The organism is Gluconobacter sp. P5B12, from assembly GCF_018812035.1.
In the GTDB taxonomy this organism is placed as follows: domain Bacteria; phylum Pseudomonadota; class Alphaproteobacteria; order Acetobacterales; family Acetobacteraceae; genus Gluconobacter.
The window spans coordinates 97,554-115,385 of the sequence record NZ_JACRVV010000001.1 but is presented as its reverse complement, the minus strand read 5'-3'; the positions used below and the strand labels follow the sequence as shown (position 1 = coordinate 115,385).

The window sequence follows — 17,832 nt, the reverse complement described above, 5'->3', positions numbered from 1 at the left end:
AGGCTGCCGGGGCCTGTCAGAGTTTTGCCGTCAGTTCGGGAAGGATGGTGAAGAGGTCTCCCACCAGCCCATAATCCGCGACCTGGAAAATCGGGGCGTCTTCGTCCTTGTTGATGGCGACGATCACCCGGGAATCCTTCATGCCCGCCAGATGCTGGATCGCCCCGGAAATACCGACTGCGATGTACAGATCAGGCGCCACGATCTTGCCCGTCTGCCCAACCTGCCAGTCATTCGGCGCGTATCCGGCATCAACAGCAGCACGGCTGGCGCCGATGGCGGCATTCAGCTTGTCCGCAAGTTTGGCGATGGTGTCGAAGTTCTCTTTCGATCCGACGCCACGGCCGCCTGAGACGATATTCTTGGCTGCCGTCAGTTCCGGACGTTCGGATTCAACTGCCTTGTCTTCCACCCAGGACGAGAGACCCGGATCAGCAGGCACGGAGACATTGTCCACACTGGCTGAGCCACCTTCACCAACAGCCGAAAAGGCCGCCGTACGAATGGTGAAAACCTTCACCGGATCGGAGGACTGCACCGTCTGGATCGCATTGCCGGCATAGACCGGACGATCGAACGTCTCGGCATCCTTCACAGCCGTTACGTCTGACAGGATCATGACATCCAGAAGAGCGGCAACGCGTGGCAGAACATTCTTGGAGAACGCCGTCGAGCCCGCAGCGATATGGCTATACCCGGCTGCCAGAGACACAATGAGGGCGGCGACAGGTTCAGCCAGTTCATGAGCCAGAGACGCATCATCCGCCAGCAGGACCTTGGAGACACCCTCAAGCTTTGCAGCTTCGGCGGCAGCTTCCGCGCCGTTCTGGGTAGCAACAAGAACCGTCACATCGCCCAGCGCTTTGACGGCAGACAGGGCCTTGGCAACGGTATCGGTTACGAGGTGGCCGTTAGCCACTTCAGCGAGCAGCAGAACAGACATCAGATCACTCCTGCTTCATTTTTGAGTTTCGAAACCAGCTCATCAACGGAACTGACCTTCACACCAGCCTGACGCTGAGGCGGTTCAGCCGTGCGAATAACCTTCAGACGTGGCGCAATATCCACGCCGAGGTCAGACGCCTTGCGTTCTTCGAGCGGCTTCTTCTTGGCCTTCATGATGTTGGGCAGAGCGACATAGCGCGGCTCGTTCAAGCGCAGATCCGACGTGATGATGGCGGGCAGCTTCACGCGGATGGTCTGAAGACCACCATCAACCTCACGGCTGACGGTTGCACTGTCGCCCTCAATCTCGACGGATGATGCGAAGGTGGCCTGGCCCCAGCCCAGCAGGGCGGCAAGCATCTGACCAGTCGCGTTCATGTCATTATCGATGGCCTGTTTGCCTGCGATGACGAGGTTTGGTTTCTCATCCTCAATCACCTTCGCCAGCAGTTTGGCGACAGCGAGAGGCTCAATATCCACATTCACATCCGTCGTTGCTTCGACGAAAATGGCACGGTCCGCGCCCATGGCGAGCACGGTGCGCAGTGTTTCTTTCGCCTGCGGCACACCGATAGAAACAGCGACCACTTCCGTGGCGATGCCTTTTTCCTTGAGACGGACGGCCTCTTCGATGGCGATTTCGTCAAACGGATTGACCGACATCTTGACGTTCGCAAGCTCGACCCCAGATCCGTCACCCTTTACGCGGATGCGGACGTTGTAATCGACGACACGTTTGACAGGGACGAGGATCTTCATGATGCCCTCCGATGGGTCAGCAGACAGTGCGGAAGCGTTCGACCATCGTGTCCAGCACGTCAGCCGGGTGGCGCTTCCACCAGTTATTCGCGGAAAAGATTTCCACCTCGCAGAAGCCGGAATACCCGGCGGCTTCCACCTCCCTGCGGATCCCCCGCAGGTCCGCAACGCCGTCCCCCATCATCCCGCGGTCAAGCAGGATGTTGGTTGTGGGAACGAGCCAGTCACAGAGGTGAAAGCCCAGAATGCGGTTTCCCGCACGAGCGAGCTGGCGTGGCAGGTCCGTGTCCCACCACACATGGTAGATATCGATCGCAACGCCCACGCTATCCGACGCCAGAAGGTCGCACAGATCCAGGGCGTCACGGGTGGTCGTGAGGCAGGAACGGTCTCCGGCATAGGCCGGATGCAGCGGCTCCAATGCGAGTTTCACGCCACAGGCTTCAGCGTAGGGAATGGCCTTCGCCATCCGGTCCGCCACGATGTCCAGGCTGTGAGCCACGCCCTTCGTGCCGGTTTCCACACCACCGACAACGATGGTCAGAACATCGGTTCCGAGCGCGGCTGTCTGATCGATGGACTGACGGAAATCCGACAGGATTGCCTCTTCGCTCTGAAGCCCCAGCGGACCGACCAGAAAGGGCGTCCGGCACAGGCCGACAACCTGCACCCCGGCCTGACGCGCCCGGTCTCCAATTTCCGCAGCCCGGCCCTCGATCTCCCGCCGCCAGAACACGATCCCGCCGATGCCACGTTCAGCACAGGCGTCGATCGTCTGTTCCGGTGACCACCCTGCCCCGACACCCGGCACATTATGGCCAAGCGTTGCGGTATTGAGGGCGAGAGCCGAATGATCGTGGCGAACGTCCCGCATGATCAGGCCCCGTACACCGACAGAAGGGACTTCATGCGGTGCACAGCCAGATCCGGGTTCCGCAACAGGCCGCAGCCATCAGCGAGACGGAAGATCTCCGTGAAATGCTGGAGGGACCGCATGGACTGCGCACCATTCAGCATGACGAAGTGATCCTGAAAGCCATTCAGCCAGGCCAGAAACACCACGCCCGTCTTGTAGTACTGTGTGGGGGCCTGAAAGATCACACGAGCGAGTGGAACAGTCGGGTCGAGTGCGTCGTGAAAACCTTTCACGTCCCCCTCGCCAAGCAGTTTCACACCACGCGCCGCCAGCGGTGCAATCGGATCGAAAATGCCTAGAAGCGCGTGGCTGTAGCCCTGCTCGTCACCGGCGATCAGTTCCGGGTAATTGAAGTCATCACCCGTATACATCCGCACGCCCTTGGGCAGGCGACGACGCATGATGATTTCCTTCTCCTTGTCGAGAAGGGAAATCTTGATGCCGTCCACCTTCGCAACGTTTTCTTCAATGATGCTCAGGACTGTTTCCAGCGCCTCATTGAAATCATCCGTGCCCCAATAGCCTGCCAGAGCCGGGTCGAAATCCTTGCCCAGCCAGTGCAGAACGACAGGCTCATCACAGGCAGAGAGCACTTCGCGGTAGACCCGCTTATAGTCCTCAGCACTGGACGCCACGCGAACGAGGGCACGGCTGGCCATCAGAATGACGCGTGCGCCAACCTTCTGGATCGCCTCGACCTGTTCCATGTACGCCGCGAGAACATGATCGACGGACCGTGCATCCTTCGGGTCCAGATGGTCTGTCCCCGCACCGTTCACGACCATCGCATCCGGCAGTTCGGCCTTGGTGCGACGGATCAGATCCAGCGCGCCGGGCCAGTCCAGCCCCATGCCGCGCTGGGCCGTATCCATGGCTTCAGCAATTCCGAGGCCCATGCCAACGAGATAGCGACGGAACTCAAGCGTCTTCTTCCAGTCGATCGTTGCGCGGCCGGACGGTGCATTATCCGTGAACGGATCAGCGACGACATGGGCCGCCGAATAGACGATCCGGGCCGGATTGGCCGGAAGGACACTGCGAGGAACAGGAGTACCGATCAGATGGTAATCCATCTTCCGGCCGGTTTCGTCGGGCAGGATGATCTTCATAACCGTTTCTCAGAAGCGCGGCACAAGCATTCCGGCATCTGCCGAAATGACCTGGCCTGTGGTGTAAGGCAGTTTCCCGGTGGCAAGGGCCGCAATGATGCGCCCCATGTCCGAGGGCTCTCCAACACGCGGAAGCAGGGTTAGCCCCTCTTCCGCGCGCTGGCGGTAGTGCTGAATGACGGCAGCCGTCATTTCTGTAGCGATCAGGCCAGGCTGAACGTCATAAACCGCGATATTCTCGATCCCGAGACGCACAGCCAGAGCCTTGGACACCATGGCCGCCGCAGCCTTTGACGCGCAGTATTCAGACCGCTGCACTGCCACAGCCGTCGCATTTGACGATGTGACGTTGACGATCGAATGGAACGCATCGGCTGACCGTTCCCGGTTCAGAAGGCGCTTTGCGAAAGCCTGTGACAGGAAGAATACCGCTTTCGCGTTGATCATCAGGCAGCGGTCCCAGCTTGCTTCGGACACGTCCAGCAGGTCACCCCGCTGGAGAACGCCGACGCCCGCATTGTTCACCAGTGTTGTCAGCGGGCCGAGTTCGTCCTCAATCCGCGCCAGAACACCCTCATGGGCGCTGATGTCGGACACATCGAACGGGGCGGCTACAACCTTGGCACCCAGCCCTTCCAGACGGGCCACGGCTGCACGCAGTTCTGCATCATCAACCGGCCCGTTTACCGCTAAAGAAAATCCTTCTTTAGCGAGCGATTCCGCGGCGGCCAGGCCGATCCCGCGTGAAGAGCCGGTGACGAGAGCGACCTGTCTCATGTACGGGCGCCCTTCTTGAGCAGTTCACGCGCAATGATCATGCGCTGGATCTGGTTCGTGCCTTCATAGATCTGCGTGATCTTGGCATCGCGATACAGACGCTCAACTTCAAAGCCACGAATGTAACCGGAGCCACCGAAGACCTGAACTGCATCCGCCGTACGGGCCACAGCCACGTCACCAGCAAAGCATTTTGCCATGGAGCAAGAGCGAGTGGCGTCCTGACCGTTATCGATCTTCACCGCGGCGGAATGAACCAGCAGACGGGCCGCTTCGATGTCCTTGGCCATATCGGCCAGAAGCCACTGAACACCCTGGAATTCGGAGATGTGCTTGCCGAACTGCTTGCGCGTTCCGGCATAATCGACAGCGGCTTCAAGACCAGCCTGTGCGATCCCAACAGCGAGCGCTGCGATGCCAACACGCCCCTTGTCCAGCACACTCATCATCATGTGGAAGCCCCGGTTCATCTCGCCCAGAAGAGCATCCGGGCCGAGGCGCACATCGGAGAAATCAAGCGCACCAACCTGGCTGGCCCGCTGACCCATCTTGTGCTCTTTCGGGCCGCGCTCAACGCCTTTGGCATGCAGGTCCACAATGAAAATGGACATGCCACGGTTTCCGGCTTCCTTGTCCGTCCGCGCCAGAACGAACCCGAGATCCGCCACCGGGGCGTTATGGATCCAGATTTTGCCGCCGTTCAGAATCCAACCATCGCCATCACGTTCAACTGTGGTGCGAATGCCGGACACGTCCGTGCCGGCTTCCGGCTCAGTGATGCAGTAAGCAACCTTGCGCTTCATGGAGAGAATGTCTGGCAGCAGTTTCTTCTGCTCATCCGTGCCGTGACGCACCAGAAGCGTGGAAATCAGTTCCACCAGGCCACACTGATCGGCGATACTGGCATAGCCGCGGGACAGTTCTTCCATCACGACGGCATAGGTCAGGGTATCGAAGCCAGGCCCTCCGAGCTCTTCCGGAACAGCAATGCCGAACAGGCCAAGACGGCCCATTTCCTCGTAAATTTCGGCCGGAAAGCGTTCTTCACGGTCGAGGGCCTCAGCAGCAGGGCGGATGACTTCATCCACGAAGGACCGTGTGGTCTCGCGAACCTGCTCCTGCATTTCATTGAGAAACATAACCCGATTCCCTTAATTAGTAACTAACCAGTTAGTTAGTATGGTGACTGATTTGTTTTCAAGGCCATTCTGCGTTTTGAAATCAAAAGAACTTGATATTCATAATACTCAGAATGAATTCGTTCTCACTAAGGAACAGTTTTTACTTCGCCATCTTTTTCTACCTCAGCAGAATAGCGCGAAAATCATTGACGTTTGTCCCGGTAGGGCCTGGCACAAATAGGTCATCTAATGCCTCAAAGGCAGTATAGGCGTCGTTTTCCGTCAGCAGGACCGACGGATTGATCCCGCGCGCGCGCAGTCGTCCCATACTTTCGCCATCTGCAAAGGCACCGGCATTGTCCTCAGACCCGTCAATTCCATCTGTATCCGCAGCGAGTGCGGAAACCGGGAGCCCTTCAGCCGCGAGCGCAAACGACAGGAGAAACTCCGTGTTGCGACCACCCCGTCCACGTCCACGCAATGTCACCGTTGTTTCTCCCCCCGAGAGGATGACAACCGGCTTCTGGAATGGCTGATTACGAATAATCACTTCACGCGCAATCGCTGCATGGACCTTCCCGACATCCCGGGCTTCCCCCTCAATCGCGTCGGACAGGATAACAGCTGGAATTCCAAGATTCCGGGACGCTGCGGCGGCTGCCTCAAGAGACAGATGAGCCGACGCCACGATACGAACTTCGTTCCCGGCGAATGCCGGATCTTCCGGACGCGGCGCCTGCCCCAGTTCTCCGTCGAGCCATGCCTGCACTTTAGACGGCAGTGCGAGCTTCCAGGCCTTGGCCATATGCCGCGCGTCTTCGCGTGTTTTTGTATCAGGCACGGTTGGTCCAGAGGCCACCTGTGCCGGATCATCAAACGGTACATCCGAAACTATGAGTGAAACGACTCTCGCCGGGGAAGCCGCAGCGGCCAGACGACCGCCCTTAATCCCCGAAAACTGCTTGCGGATGCTGTTCATGACAGAGATCGGCGCGCCAGAAGACAGGAGAACCCGGCTGAGCTCCGCCTCATCTTCCAGCGTGAACCCTTCTGGCGGGCACGGCAGCAAGGCCGAGCCGCCCCCGCAGATCAGTGCAACGACCAGATCATCCGGACCTAATCCACGCACCGCCTCAAATAAAGCCGCCGTTGCAGCCAGACCGGCTTGATCCGGAACCGGATGGGAAGCCTCCAGAACGCGGATCTGTTCTGTAGGGTAGCCATAGCCATAACGGGTGACGACAACGCCTTCCAGCGGACCATCCCACACGCGCTCGAAAGCTGCTGCAAGCTGGGCTGCCCCCTTCCCGGCCCCAACCACGACCGTCTTGCCTTTCGGGCGTTCCGGCAGATTGGCAGCCAGCACGAGGTCTGCATCAGCTGCAGTAATGGCGGCATTGAACAGACCTGTCAGGAAACTGTGATCGTCGACTGTCATGGCTTCTTTCAGACTCCACTCACGGAAAAGACGGCCTGGGGCGTTCAGAGCTCGAGCCCCATCACGGTATCCCTGAACAGAACGGCATCCATTTCCTTCAGTTCAGGAGAAACCTTCAGAGGCGTCGATGCCTGATCGAGCACGTCTTTCTGCAAGTCGATGCCCGGCGCGATTTCCGTGACCGTCAGTTCACCGTTCAGAAGCTTGAGAACACAGCGTTCCGTCACGTAGGTGACGTCCTGTCCTGTTTCGGTGGCTCTGCGCCCTGAGAAGCTGACCTGATCCACCTCTGGCACGATCTTGGAAATCTTGCCTTCCCGATCAATCACGAGACGGCCGTCCTCGATGTGCATCTTGGCTCCGGCATTGAAATTGCCTGAGAAGATGATGCGCTTGGCCCGTGCCGTAATGTCTACGAAACCGCCCGCCCCTGCCGTCCGATGCGGCGTGGCAGCAAGGCGGCTGACATTGACCGACCCATCAGCCCCGATCTCAAGAAAGGACAGCAGGGAGCAATCAAAGCCGCCCGCCTGGAAGTAACTGAACTGATGAGGAGAGGCCACAAACGCCTCGGCGTTACTCGCGCAACCGAACTTGAAGTCCAGCAGCGGAACGCCGCCAACCGGTCCCTGTTCGATAACCCATGTCACGCTACCATGCAGCCCTTCTTCCAGCAGGATGCGCGGCACATTGGCGGAAATACCGAAGCCGATATTGACGGCCCAGCCATCCTTCAGCTCCTGCGCCACACGTCGCGCAATCACCTTGCCCGGATTGAAATCCGGAATAGCGAAGGACGACAGAGGCCGGAAAATCTCACCAGAAATTGCAGGATCATAAGGCGTAGCAGTCGTCTGCAACTGATCCGGGGCTTCCACAACAACGTCCACCAGAATACCCGGCACTTTGACGTCATGCGGCTTCAACGTGCCCTGTTCTGCCACGCGCCGAACCTGCGCGATGACCAGCCCACCATTGTTATGAGCCGCCAGAGCCATTTCCATGGCACCAAGGGTGGCACCTTCCTGCTCGAATGTCAGATTGCCATTCTCGTCCGCTGTCGAAGCACGAATGATGGCAACGTCCGGCCTCAGCGCCGGGAAATACAGCCAGTCTTCGCCCTCGAAGTCCATGTGACGCACGATGGGATTGGAGCGTGCGGTCTCATTCATCGCCCCGCCTTCCCGCTTCGGGTCTACGAATGTATCGAGACCAACTTTTGTCAGGACGCCGGGACGCAGGGCCGCACCTTCACGCAGCATGTCGAAGATAACGCCAGATGGAAGGTTATAAGCGGCGACGTCCTCGGCCAGAATGCGTTGCCAGATAAGCGGTGGCTCAGCATTGCTGGGACCGGACGGATAAGACCCGCCGATGATCTTTTTGATCATGCCAGGCTGGGCGATATGATCCACGCCCTTGGTCCCAAACATGTCACCCGTCGCGATCGGATGGATCGTCGTCAGGTTCTTCGGGGCCGCTTCCTTTTCAAAACGCTCCCCGAGCGCCTTCAGAACATCGTCGGGGCACAGAAGCCCGGACGATGCGTTGATCGCAATGGTGGAACCATCCTTGATAAGACTGACGGCTTCCGCTGCGGTTCTGGTCTTGGTCATTGCCTTTGATCCACTATAACTATCTTGTTAGTTACTTATGATCTTGTAAAAATCGCGATGCATTAGGCGCCGCTTGAGAAGGTTATCGTTCTCAAGCATTCCCCAGAATAAAGTCCGCCGCTCGTTCACCAATCATGACCGTTGCCGCATTGGTGTTAGACCCAAGCAATGATGGCATGACCGAGCTATCACAAATCCGGATGCCCTCCAGACCATGCACATGCAGGCGTGGATCAACAACCGCCATTTCGTCCCTGCCCATTTTGCACGTGCAGGTCGGATGATAGGATGTGCGTCCCTGCTGGCGGGCATAATCCTCATATGCCTTGAGCGTACGGCCACCGCCTTCTGGCAGGCAGACCTTGCTGATGTATTGTTGCAGCGAGTGGCTGCCGAACATTTCATAGCTCAGGCGAACGCCCTCGGCCGTTGTCCGCAGATCGTCTGGGTGACCCAGAAAATTCGGATCCACAATCGGTGCTTCCCGAGGGTCAGACGAACGCAACGTGACAGACCCACGCGCTTTTGGCCGAAGCGTATAGCTGTTGAGCGTGATGCCGGACGTCCCTTTCGGAACAGACGCCACACCCGCTTCCGCGCCAGCGCCCGCCAGGAAGTGGAACTGAAGATCCGGGCAGCTTGCAGCCGGATCGCCGTACCAGAAGGCTCCGCCTTCCACGACGTTCGACGCCACTGGACCACTTCTAAACAGCGAATATTGTAGGCCAGCCCACATCATCCACTTGTACTGGTTGTACTTGTCGAAACTGTCATGGCCTTTCAGCTCAGCAACAATATCGACACCAAAGTGATCCTGAAGATTCTGACCCACACCCGGCAGATCATGAACAACGGGAATACCGTGTTCTTTCAGATGTGCAGCCGGACCAACACCAGACAGCATCATCAGCTTTGGCGTTCCGATTGCACCGGACGTGACCAGCACTTCCTGCTCAGCACGCGCAGTGTGCATCTGCTTGTCCGCAATGTACTGCACGCCGACTGCACGCTTCCCCTCGAAGACGACCTTCAGAACCATCGCGCCAGTAATCACCGTCAGGTTCTTACGCTTCAGAGCGGGACGCAGATATCCAACGGCCGTAGAGCAGCGCCGGTTATTGCGCACCGTCAGCTGGTAAATACCAGCACCCTGCTGAACTGGACCGTTAAAGTCAGGGTTATACGGAATTCCGATTTCCTGGCAGCTCTGTACGAAGGCGCGGCTGACGGGATTGGGGCAATCCAGGTTCGACACGCCGAGTGGACCATCCGTTCCGTGCCATGATCCCGCAAGAATGGAATTTCCCTCAGAGCGGATGAAATACTTCTGAATGTTCTTGAAGCCCCAGCCGTCAGCTCCCTCCTGCTCCCACCGGTCGAAATCAGATGGATGGCCACGCGTGAAGACTTCGGCATTGATGGATGAACCACCACCGAGAACACGCGCCTGCACATACGGGATCTGGCGGTTATTGGCGTGCTTCTGCGGTGTGGTGACAAGCCCCCATGTCAGGGGGCCTGTCGTCATTTTCGCAAAGCCAACCGGCATGTGAATGAGCGGATTGGTGTCACGCTTGCCTGCTTCGATCAGGCAGACGCGCACCGCCGGGTTTCGGGAGAGACGGGCGGCAAGAACACATCCTGCCGAGCCGCCACCAACGATAACGTAATCGAAACCAGTCATCATTATGCGATCCAGTGCGTCCGTTTGCCGAGATCTACGTGAACGGATTTGATCTGGGTGTATTCTTCCACCCCATACATGCCCGCTTCACGGCCCCAGCCAGACTGCTTGAAACCACCCAGCGGCATTTCAGGGCCGCCAGCCATGATCGTGTTAACCCAGAAGCGCCCGGCCTGAACCTTACGCGTCACCTTCAGGGCCTTACTAATGTCCTTCGTCCAGACAGACGCGGCCAGACCATAAACCGTGTCATTGGCCAACGAGATTGCTTCTTCCAAGGTGCCAAACCGGAAGACGGACAGCACCGGACCAAAGATCTCGTCCGTCGCAATGGACATATCCGGCTTCACATTTGTGAAGAGCGTTGGCGCAATGTACTGCCCACGACCCAGATCGACCTTGTTCCCGCCACACAGAACGCGCGCGCCTTCGGCCTTACCCTTCTCGATATAGTCGAGAATGGTCTTGTTCTGCGCATCCGTTGTAATGGCGCCAATCTGCGTTTCCGGGTCAAACGGGTCGCCCACGCGGATCTTTTCCATCTTAGCGACAACAAGCTTTTCGAACTTGTCGGCTACAGACTCTTCAACGATCAAACGGCTGGACGATACGCAGCATTGCCCGGTGTTGAAGCTGATCCCAAAGGCCACCGCATCGGCCGCATCTTCCAGATCGCTGTCCGCAAAGACGACAATCGGGTTCTTGCCACCAAGCTCCAGACCAAGCTTCTTGAGGTTGCTGTCTGCGGATGCATGGATACAGGATCGGCCAACACCCGTGGAACCAGTGAAGGACAGCATATCTACATCCGGGTGCTGCGTCAGAGCCTGACCAACACTCTTTCCGGTGCCCGTCACGACGTTATAGACGCCCTTTGGCAGGCCGGCTTCCGTTAGAATATCGGCAAGCATCAACGTTGTAGCGCTGGTGACTTCCGCTGGCTTCACGACGACCGTGCAGCCTGATGCCAGAATGAACGGCACTCGCTCACACAGGATCATGAACGGGAAGTTCCAAGGCGTGATGAGGCCAACGACACCCACCGGCTCGCGCAGAACCATTCCGAACAGGCTTTCGCCCAGATTGTTGAAGCTGTCGCCGTGCAGAAGGCGCGCGGCACCGGCAGCCATCTCGAAACAGGAAATACAGTTGTCGATCTCGGCCTTGGCCTGTGAGATCGGCTTGCCGTTTTCCAACACTTCCCAAAAGGCGATGTCATCGCGACGCTGCTTCAGAAGCTCAGCCGTTTTCAGCAGGATCGCACTGCGCTCTGAGCTTGCCAGACCAACCCATGTGCCGTTCTCAAACGCACGACGCGCGGCGGCTACCGCATCATTCAGATCGTCTTCCGTGCAACGTGCAATTCGCGTGACAATAACATCATGACTGGGAGACTTGCGCTCGAACATCTCACGTCCGTGGCGCCACTCACCATCGATGAAAAACCCAAAGTCACGAGCCACTCCGGATGGAGCCAGTTTCTGTGCCATCTTGTTCATTGACGGCTTCTCCCTGTCTTTTTTGACGAGCGCTCAATGACGCATCGTCGTTTCAGATTGTCCCGTGAGCAGACGGTCAGCGCACCAGGATTATTTAACGGTAAAGATACTGTTGAACCGCCTACGGCTGGCGGTGCGCTGGAGGGAGTTTTACCTCATTTTCAAAATGTGCGCTGTGGACAGGACCCTCCACAAGAAGACTATTTCTCCGAAAATGTTTCCGAAAAAACTACTGTTCGAAATGTTTTCCTCACTCCCGCTTCCTGATTTCACCCCTCCACCATGGAGAGATCAAATCGCCCTTCGCACCATCTGGTTACTTTGGTAGCGCATAATGAAAAATCCCATAAATCACGTTATAGTGATAGATAAATCTCTTTTATATGTTATTTTTTATGTGATGTTTTGACGTCTGCGCGTTTCCGGCCATAAAGCGGGAACTTCAGGCCCGGCTCCAGCAAAAAGCGAGATTTCCCGTTGAGTGCACAGTCCCCAGACACACAGTCGCCCCGCCCTCGCATCCGCGACGCCGAGGCTACAAAGAGCCGGATTCTCGAGGCGGCAAAGAAAGAATTTGCGAAAAATGGCCTTGAAGGAGCCCGTGTCGATACAATCGCGCTAGAAGCCAATGCCAATAAGCGCATGATTTATCACTATTTTGAAAGCAAAGAGAAGCTCTTCCAAACTGTTCTGGAAAACGCATATTTTGATATTCGGGAATCCGAGAAGAAGCTGGACTTGGATAGTCTGGACCCAAGAGAAGCTCTGGAACGACTCGTCCGTTTTACCTGGAACTACTACATTCAGAACCCTGAATTCATTTCACTGGTGAATAGCGAGAATCTGGCTCAGGCCCGGCATCTGAAGTCTTCCGATGCCGTCAAAATTGTCAGTCGACGCTTCGTCGGCCTTGTCGACACGATTTTGACGCGTGGGGTGGCACAAGGCCTCTTTCGAGAGGGCGTTGATCCCGTCCAGCTCAATATCACCATTGCAGCTGTCAGCTACTACTACTTCACAAACCAGTACACCGGCTCAATCATTTTCGAACGAGAGCTGATGTCTGAGGCCGCTCAGGCAGAGCGCATTCGCTTTAACATCGAGACAATATTGAGGATTGTTTCTCTTTGAGCACTGCACAAACTTAAAGAGGACGCAGGACGATCTCATAATAGCCAGCTCGATCCCGACCGTGAGGATGCACAGCCCCTTCCAGGAGCGCTGGTCGACCAAGGCATGCTCCACGCGCGAGCGTATCAAACGACAGACGCCTGTTTTTGCTTTCTTCCAAATACGTCAGGATTTTGCCCAGATTTGGTTGAAATGCCTTAAAATCTACAGTCCGCGAAATGGCTTTCAAACGGGCTAGGCGCTATCAGAAAAACCTACGAGTAAATTTCTGATACTAATTATTAAATAGCTACCACTCAGACGGGATAGAATTGAGATATGAAGATTTCAGAGTGGATGGTGCAGTCTGGCGTCCCATTCGGAACGAGCGGGGCCCGAGGCCTTGTTACGGCCATGACAGATACTGTGTGCTTTGCCTACACTGTGGGGTACCTAAAGCACCTTGAAACACTAGGGGAATTTGCTCCCGGAACATCTGTGGCTATTGCTGGTGACCTTCGCCCCAGTACACCGAGCATTCTAAGGGCGTGCGCCGCTGCAATTGCCTGGATGAAGGGTGAGCCAGTCTTCTGTGGTTTCGTACCGACACCTGCCCTAAGCCTCTACGCCTTCTCTCGCGGTATCCCGTCTCTCATGGTGACCGGCAGTCACATTCCTGATGACCGCAACGGGATCAAATTCAATCGTGCCCATGGCGAATTCCTGAAAGACGATGAAGCTGCCATGCGGACACAGGACGTTGTTCTGCCTGAGGGTTGGTTTGACGCACAGGGTCATCTGAGAACAGACTTCACACTTCCTGCCGTCACCGACGTTATTGCCGATTACATAGAGCGCTATCGTCACTTCTTTGGTGCCGCCTCCTTGTCCGGTCTGACACTGGGAATTTACCAGCACTCCGCGGTCGGTCGTGACGTTCTGGTCACCATTGTCGAAGCTCTGGGCGGAAAAGCGGTTCCACTAGCACGCTCTGATGTATTCGTTTCCGTGGATACGGAAGCCGTGCGTCCGGAGGACGTGGATCTGGCGCGCGACTGGGCTAAAGAAGGGCAGTATGATGCCATCCTTACCACAGATGGTGACTCGGATCGTCCTCTTCTGGCCGATCAGAAAGGCCGCTGGATCCGGGGAGACGTGCTGGGTATTCTGGCTGCCCGGAAGCTGGGAGCTGCAGCAGTCTCAACTCCAATCAGCAGCAACACCGCGCTTGAAGCATCAGGATTTGTCCCCTCTGTCCGACGGACACGAATTGGCTCGCCATTTGTTGTCTCCGCAATGATGGATGCAGCGGCAGAAGGCTTCGTACCTTCCATGGGCTATGAGGCCAATGGCGGCTTCCTGTTAGCCAGTAATATTGTTCAAGATGGAAAAATACTTCGGTCCCTCCCAACGCGGGATGCGGTTCTTCCCATGCTTTGTGCGCTCATTGAAGCACAGAGCCGTCAGGACGGTCTTGCAGGGCTTCTCCCCACCCTTCCACCCCGCTTTACAGTCAGTGACCGGTTGAAAGAGATCGCTACGGAACGCAGCAGAGCACAGCTTCAGATACTCCGTGACGATATTCCTGGTGTGACCAACATGCTGGGATTCGTGACCATGTGTGGTCCTGTGACGCAGGTAGATGAGACGGACGGCATACGTATGACGTTCAAGCAGGGCGACATTATTCATTTACGTCCGTCAGGCAATGCTCCGGAATTACGCCTCTATGTGGAAGCTGAGACTCAGGAACGGGCTGAAGAATTACTCACTCAAAGCCTGCAGAATGTTGCTAAATGGCTAGCCTAACAATCTACAGCTCGCCGGTATCTCTAAGTAATTATCCAGAGAATGACTGGAAGACGGACTGCCTGATTCTGGGGTCCAAACTTTGCTGACGTATTTCTAAGGCTTTATAGGCCGTAAGCGCGTATCTGTGTTTTGGATAAAATCTACAAGGATGGCCGCAGAAGCGCAGCGGCCTATTCTTATATCGCCAGCTCATTATACAGTCAGCGTAGACAACGAACACCGCTGAACAAGCGGTGTTCCGTTCGGAATGATGGCGCAATTCTTAGGAAAGAGCGTGCGGCGAGATTAAAATGCTTTATGGGCATCATACTCAAGCACGCAGTGGCAGCCTTGTCTGGCTCGCTCAGTTAATTCTTCTCAAACCTTGATGTGGCCTACTGTAGCAGCCAAGGCCAAGCAAAGCTTCAACGATTTTCTGGGAAAAGACTGGTGCTGCTGGACAGGATTGAACTGTCGACCTCTCCCTTACCAAGGGAGTGCTCTACCACTGAGCTACAGCAGCAGTACCGGTGCCTTGGCGCGCTTCGTATCTCTTCAGCGCGCCAAGTGCAACCCCCTTAATCGTCGCGATGTACCTTTTCCATGCGCTCGTGACGTTCCTGAGCGTCAATGGAAAGCGTAGCAATCGGACGTGCTTCCAGGCGCTTCAGACCGATAGGCTCGCCGGTTTCTTCACAGAAACCGTAGCTTCCGTCTTCGATCCGCAGCAGAGCCATATTGATCTTGGCAATAAGCTTACGCGCACGGTCACGGGTTCTCAGCTCGAAAGCACGATCCGTTTCGACGCTTGCACGGTCTGTAATGTCAGATTCATGAATCCCGCCTTCTGAGAGACTGGCGAGTGTCCCGTCAGCCTCTTTCAGCAGGTCCGCACGCCAGCGCAGAAGCTTCTGCCTGAAGTACTCCACCTGGAGGGGGTTCATGAATTCTTCTTCGTCGGAAGGGGTATAATCCGGCGGTAGCGTAATCATGCGCATCCAATCCCAGCTAATCCGCCAACGTCCGATCGATAGCCGCGGGCGATAACGCGCGGCTTATAGCCATCACAGATCATTTCGCCAACCCCGTAGATCTTTATTCCATATCTCCTTCAACCGCAGAATTCCGCGCCCGTGTTAGGTGTTTCTTTACGATACCGCGTCATCCTGAGTGTCAAAGGGTCTTTGTTACAGTTTAACCCGTCAGGATTTCACTGAACTTTCATGTCTGTCGTCTTCAGCTCTCATCCAATTTTTCGGCGCCTAACCGCTATTTTCTGCGCTTTTATCCTGTGCATCCCGTCTCTGACGCTGGCTGCCACCGTCCGCATCAAGGACATCACGGACATGGAAGGCGTCAGAACCAACCAGTTGATTGGCTATGGCCTCGTGGTCGGTCTCAACGGCACAGGGGACCGGCTGACAAATTCCATTTTTACCCGAGAGACTCTGATTTCCATGCTCAACCGGCTCGGTGTCAACATTCGGGATCAGGAGACACAGTTACAGACTCATGACGTCGCAGCGGTCATGGTCACGGCAGACCTGCCAGCGTTTGCCCATGGCGGGAATCGGATTGACGTCACCGTCTCTGCCGCTGGTGATTCCTCATCGCTCACAGGGGGAACACTCCTCGTTACCCCTCTCATGGCAGCAGATGGCGAAGTTTACGCCGTCGCGCAGGGTAGCCTGGCGACAAATGCCTTTAGTGCACGCGGTGCTGCTGCTTCCGTGACCCGCAACGTTCCAACCAGTGGCCATATCGCAAATGGTGCGGTTGTAGAGCGTGAGGTTCCGTTCGATCTCAGTCACCGCAAAAATCTGCATCTCAGTCTACGGAACCCTGATCTGACGACAGCAAGCCGAATGGCAGCCGTTATCAACCGCACAATAGGTCCCATCGCTGTTGTCGAAGACCCTCGAACAGTCCTTCTGGACCTCAGTACCCGTGACCCGGTCCCCACACTGTCTCGCATTGGAGACCTGCTGGTGACGCCCGATAACCCGGCTAAGGTCATCGTGGACGAAGCCAGCGGAACAATCATCATGGGTGCCGACGTCCGTATCAGCACAGTGGCGGTTGCGCAGGGCAATCTGACCGTTCAGATCACGGAAACCCCACAAGTTTCTCAGCCTGGGCCGTTTTCAAACGGCCAGACTGCTGTTGTCCCTCGTACCAACGTCAAAGTTGACACAGGCAAGAATAGTCATTTGGCCGTTCTTCCGGGTGGAACGACCTTAAGAGAACTGGTGTCCGGCCTGAACGCACTCGGGGTTGGCCCACGTGACATGATCAGCATTCTGCAAGCCATCAAAGCGGATGGAGCCCTGCAGGCAGAACTGGAGATGCGCTGATGACTGTCTCAAACCTAAAGCCGCTATCACAGGGCTATGCCCTTCATGACAATGCCCCGGATGCTGCAAAGACCCTTAAAGCAGCGAGGGATTTTGAATCCATGACCATCAACCAGATGCTTCAACCCATGTTCCAGTCCAGCGATGACAGTCAGAATATGTTCAGTGGAGGAGCGGGAGAGCAGCAATTCCGTCCCATGTTGGTGGAGCAAATTGCGAAGCAGATGGAGAACAACGGCGGCTTGGGCATGACAGACGCCATTGATCGACAGATGCTGGCCATGCAGGAACAAAAATGATGACCACGTCCATCATCTCAGCAATGAAAAAGCTTATTGCGATTCTGGCGCTTGAAAATGATGCCCTGTCAGAAGCGCGACTTTCTGACGCCCTGAAGCTTATTCCACAGAAACAAGACATAGCAGCAGAACTGGAAACAGCCATCGCAACGGCCTCTGAAAAGGATGCGTGTGCTTTTGCAGGTACACCATTGTCTCCAGAGCATCGTAGTCTTCTGGAAGAGATGATCGCGCTAGGAAAGCGAAACGGCGAGTTACTCCAGCACGCAATTTCTTCGCAGAAACGCGTCATAGAACTCCTGACAACTTTTCCACCGTCAGAAATGGTTCAGGGCTATGGGCATACAGGGACGTATGCCCAGGAGGAAGGACAACGGCAGGCACTGTTCATTAGCCGTGCCTGACCAGAAGCAG

Annotated in this window: 17 protein-coding genes and 1 tRNA gene; 6 read left to right on the top strand and 12 right to left on the bottom strand. The window is 56.2% G+C overall.

Annotation, left to right across the window (positions count from 1 at the left end):
* Positions 1–16: 16 nt before the first annotated feature.
* The 10 genes from KP702_RS00460 to KP702_RS00415 all read right to left on the bottom strand — a co-directional run bounded on the left by KP702_RS00460 (position 17) and on the right by KP702_RS00415 (position 11,864).
* Positions 17–943, bottom strand: a complete 927-nt coding sequence (locus KP702_RS00460; protein WP_215768349.1) for an electron transfer flavoprotein subunit alpha/FixB family protein — start codon at positions 941–943, stop codon at positions 17–19.
* Positions 943–1,704 carry an electron transfer flavoprotein subunit beta/FixA family protein gene (locus KP702_RS00455; protein ID WP_203548268.1) on the bottom strand — a complete coding sequence of 254 codons (762 nt, stop codon included), beginning with the start codon at positions 1,702–1,704 and terminating at the stop codon, positions 943–945. Before KP702_RS00455 ends, KP702_RS00460 begins: the two co-directional genes overlap by 1 nt.
* A gap of 16 nt (positions 1,705–1,720) precedes the next feature.
* Entirely contained in the window at positions 1,721–2,578 is an 858-nt protein-coding gene (locus KP702_RS00450; RefSeq protein ID WP_215768348.1) for a sugar phosphate isomerase/epimerase, read from the bottom strand.
* 2 nt (positions 2,579–2,580) lie between these two features.
* A complete protein-coding gene (locus KP702_RS00445) occupies positions 2,581–3,729 on the bottom strand; it encodes a dihydrodipicolinate synthase family protein (protein ID WP_215768347.1) in 1,149 nt (382 codons plus the stop codon).
* Between the two features lie 9 nt (positions 3,730–3,738).
* A complete protein-coding gene (locus tag KP702_RS00440; protein WP_215768346.1) occupies positions 3,739–4,506 on the bottom strand; it encodes a 3-ketoacyl-ACP reductase in 768 nt (255 codons plus the stop codon).
* The gene (locus KP702_RS00435; protein ID WP_046900154.1) at positions 4,503–5,645 is read right to left on the bottom strand and encodes an acyl-CoA dehydrogenase family protein; all 1,143 of its coding nucleotides are present in this window, start codon (positions 5,643–5,645) and stop codon (positions 4,503–4,505) included. Before KP702_RS00435 ends, KP702_RS00440 begins: the two co-directional genes overlap by 4 nt.
* Positions 5,646–5,805: 160 nt before the next feature.
* Positions 5,806–7,065: a glycerate kinase gene (locus KP702_RS00430; protein WP_215768345.1), complete on the bottom strand. Its 1,260-nt coding sequence runs from the start codon at positions 7,063–7,065 to the stop codon at positions 5,806–5,808.
* A gap of 44 nt (positions 7,066–7,109) precedes the next feature.
* Complete coding sequence (locus tag KP702_RS00425; RefSeq protein ID WP_215768344.1) at positions 7,110–8,681, bottom strand: acyl CoA:acetate/3-ketoacid CoA transferase; 1,572 nt, start codon at positions 8,679–8,681, stop codon at positions 7,110–7,112.
* A gap of 91 nt (positions 8,682–8,772) precedes the next feature.
* Positions 8,773–10,365, bottom strand: coding sequence for a GMC family oxidoreductase (locus tag KP702_RS00420; RefSeq protein ID WP_202206760.1), 1,593 nt, complete (start codon positions 10,363–10,365; stop codon positions 8,773–8,775).
* A 2-nt stretch (positions 10,366–10,367) separates the two neighbouring features.
* On the bottom strand, positions 10,368–11,864 hold the full coding sequence (locus KP702_RS00415; RefSeq protein ID WP_202206249.1) for an aldehyde dehydrogenase family protein: 1,497 nt from the start codon (positions 11,862–11,864) through the stop codon (positions 10,368–10,370).
* 36 nt (positions 11,865–11,900) lie between these two features.
* On the opposite strand from KP702_RS00415, the gene KP702_RS00410 reads away from it, so the two are divergent.
* From KP702_RS00410 to KP702_RS00400, 3 genes are all read left to right on the top strand, one after another.
* The gene (locus tag KP702_RS00410; RefSeq protein ID WP_202206248.1) at positions 11,901–12,131 is read left to right on the top strand and encodes a hypothetical protein; all 231 of its coding nucleotides are present in this window, start codon (positions 11,901–11,903) and stop codon (positions 12,129–12,131) included.
* A 210-nt stretch (positions 12,132–12,341) separates the two neighbouring features.
* On the top strand, positions 12,342–12,995 hold the full coding sequence (locus tag KP702_RS00405; protein ID WP_215768343.1) for a TetR/AcrR family transcriptional regulator: 654 nt from the start codon (positions 12,342–12,344) through the stop codon (positions 12,993–12,995).
* 336 nt (positions 12,996–13,331) lie between these two features.
* Positions 13,332–14,783 carry a phosphomannomutase gene (locus tag KP702_RS00400; protein ID WP_215768528.1) on the top strand — a complete coding sequence of 484 codons (1,452 nt, stop codon included), beginning with the start codon at positions 13,332–13,334 and terminating at the stop codon, positions 14,781–14,783.
* A 430-nt stretch (positions 14,784–15,213) separates the two neighbouring features.
* Here the strand turns inward: KP702_RS00400 and KP702_RS00395 are convergent.
* Together KP702_RS00395 and dksA are read right to left on the bottom strand one after the other, a co-directional pair.
* Positions 15,214–15,288: transfer RNA gene (locus KP702_RS00395), tRNA-Thr, on the bottom strand.
* A 55-nt stretch (positions 15,289–15,343) separates the two neighbouring features.
* Positions 15,344–15,757, bottom strand: coding sequence for an RNA polymerase-binding protein DksA (gene dksA, locus KP702_RS00390; protein WP_046900902.1), 414 nt, complete (start codon positions 15,755–15,757; stop codon positions 15,344–15,346).
* A 231-nt stretch (positions 15,758–15,988) separates the two neighbouring features.
* Here dksA and KP702_RS00385 point away from each other — a divergent pair, with 231 nt between their 5' ends.
* The 3 genes from KP702_RS00385 to KP702_RS00375 are packed head-to-tail and all read left to right on the top strand — an operon-like array spanning position 15,989 to position 17,822.
* Complete coding sequence (locus KP702_RS00385) at positions 15,989–17,119, top strand: flagellar basal body P-ring protein FlgI (RefSeq protein ID WP_215768342.1); 1,131 nt, start codon at positions 15,989–15,991, stop codon at positions 17,117–17,119.
* A complete protein-coding gene (locus KP702_RS00380) occupies positions 17,119–17,418 on the top strand; it encodes a rod-binding protein (protein ID WP_215768341.1) in 300 nt (99 codons plus the stop codon). The genes KP702_RS00385 and KP702_RS00380 overlap by 1 nt, the downstream gene beginning before the upstream one ends.
* Positions 17,415–17,822 (top strand): flagellar protein FlgN, encoded by a 408-nt coding sequence (locus KP702_RS00375; protein WP_237389807.1) that lies wholly within the window; start codon positions 17,415–17,417, stop codon positions 17,820–17,822. Before KP702_RS00380 ends, KP702_RS00375 begins: the two co-directional genes overlap by 4 nt.
* The last annotated feature ends 10 nt before the right edge of the window (positions 17,823–17,832 follow it).

Bases quoted from the DNA above. Each gene is read 5' to 3' on its own strand.
- KP702_RS00425 (WP_215768344.1), bottom strand. From the start codon at position 8,681: ATGACCAAGACCAGAACCGCAGCGGAAGCCGTCAGTCTTATCAAGGAT.
- KP702_RS00415 (WP_202206249.1), bottom strand. From the start codon at position 11,864: ATGAACAAGATGGCACAGAAACTGGCTCCATCCGGAGTGGCTCGTGAC.
- KP702_RS00385 (WP_215768342.1), top strand. From the start codon at position 15,989: ATGTCTGTCGTCTTCAGCTCTCATCCAATTTTTCGGCGCCTAACCGCT.
- KP702_RS00450 (WP_215768348.1), bottom strand. From the start codon at position 2,578: ATGCGGGACGTTCGCCACGATCATTCGGCTCTCGCCCTCAATACCGCA.
- KP702_RS00375 (WP_237389807.1), top strand. From the start codon at position 17,415: ATGATGACCACGTCCATCATCTCAGCAATGAAAAAGCTTATTGCGATT.
- KP702_RS00400 (WP_215768528.1), top strand. From the start codon at position 13,332: ATGGTGCAGTCTGGCGTCCCATTCGGAACGAGCGGGGCCCGAGGCCTT.
- KP702_RS00460 (WP_215768349.1), bottom strand. From the start codon at position 943: ATGTCTGTTCTGCTGCTCGCTGAAGTGGCTAACGGCCACCTCGTAACC.
- KP702_RS00440 (WP_215768346.1), bottom strand. From the start codon at position 4,506: ATGAGACAGGTCGCTCTCGTCACCGGCTCTTCACGCGGGATCGGCCTG.
- KP702_RS00455 (WP_203548268.1), bottom strand. From the start codon at position 1,704: ATGAAGATCCTCGTCCCTGTCAAACGTGTCGTCGATTACAACGTCCGC.
- KP702_RS00430 (WP_215768345.1), bottom strand. From the start codon at position 7,065: ATGACAGTCGACGATCACAGTTTCCTGACAGGTCTGTTCAATGCCGCC.
- KP702_RS00410 (WP_202206248.1), top strand. From the start codon at position 11,901: ATGACGCATCGTCGTTTCAGATTGTCCCGTGAGCAGACGGTCAGCGCA.
- KP702_RS00445 (WP_215768347.1), bottom strand. From the start codon at position 3,729: ATGAAGATCATCCTGCCCGACGAAACCGGCCGGAAGATGGATTACCAT.
- KP702_RS00435 (WP_046900154.1), bottom strand. From the start codon at position 5,645: ATGTTTCTCAATGAAATGCAGGAGCAGGTTCGCGAGACCACACGGTCC.
- dksA (WP_046900902.1), bottom strand. From the start codon at position 15,757: ATGATTACGCTACCGCCGGATTATACCCCTTCCGACGAAGAAGAATTC.
- KP702_RS00420 (WP_202206760.1), bottom strand. From the start codon at position 10,365: ATGACTGGTTTCGATTACGTTATCGTTGGTGGCGGCTCGGCAGGATGT.
- KP702_RS00380 (WP_215768341.1), top strand. From the start codon at position 17,119: ATGACTGTCTCAAACCTAAAGCCGCTATCACAGGGCTATGCCCTTCAT.